Source organism: Mitsuaria sp. TWR114, assembly GCF_007997345.1.
In genome coordinates this window covers 1-624 of sequence record NZ_VOSR01000856.1, presented here as the reverse complement: position 1 = coordinate 624, position 624 = coordinate 1, and the positions used below count along the sequence as shown (strand labels likewise).

The 624-nt window shown below is 62.7% G+C and carries 1 protein-coding gene; it reads right to left on the bottom strand.

The window, feature by feature from the left end; all coding sequences use genetic code 11:
* Positions 1–414 precede the first annotated feature (414 nt).
* Positions 415–624 (bottom strand): hypothetical protein (locus FUT87_RS30070; RefSeq protein ID WP_222617277.1); only part of this gene is annotated, 210 nt, incomplete at its 5' end.

Here is a 624-nt window from a genome sequence, read left to right as displayed (position 1 = left end):
CCCCCTGGCCGCCTCGCCCCCCTCGTTGAGGGGCCGGCATCGACCGGCCCGCCCGCCCATCGGGGGCCCGTCCGGGGGCACGTCGGGGGGCCGTCGGGAATCGGCTGACACGTCCTTCAGCGGGTTGCCTTCCCGATTTTCGTGCGACGTCCGATGTTTTGTTTCGAATATCGAACCCCAGTATCTCGGGCCCGAGGACGAGTATGTAACGACGGGCAATAACCCCTCGATCCGAGACATCCGTCAGGTTGTCAACCCTCGACCTGGATGTTTCAAAGAGTACCTCCTCGCAGCTGCCCAATATTCCCGGAATCACCCGCGTGTGGCCGGCGTCCACTCTGGAAAAACGACCGCCGGACTCCGCATACTGAGTCATGGCCGCAACACCTGCCCAGCCGGGTGGGAATGAAGCAGTCAATTTCCCGGGTGCCAACATCCAGTAACAAGAATCCCGCCCGACGCCTGCAACGCGGCGTCGGCGCGCAAGAAGAAGAGATACCGGCATTTACTCGTCAACGCGCTCCGCGCATTTTCAGCAGTTCGAAACACCATGACGAAAACCTCTTCTTCCTTTGGAATCTCCGCCGGCCTGAGCGCCTGCGCGCTCGCCGCCGGCCTGCTGCT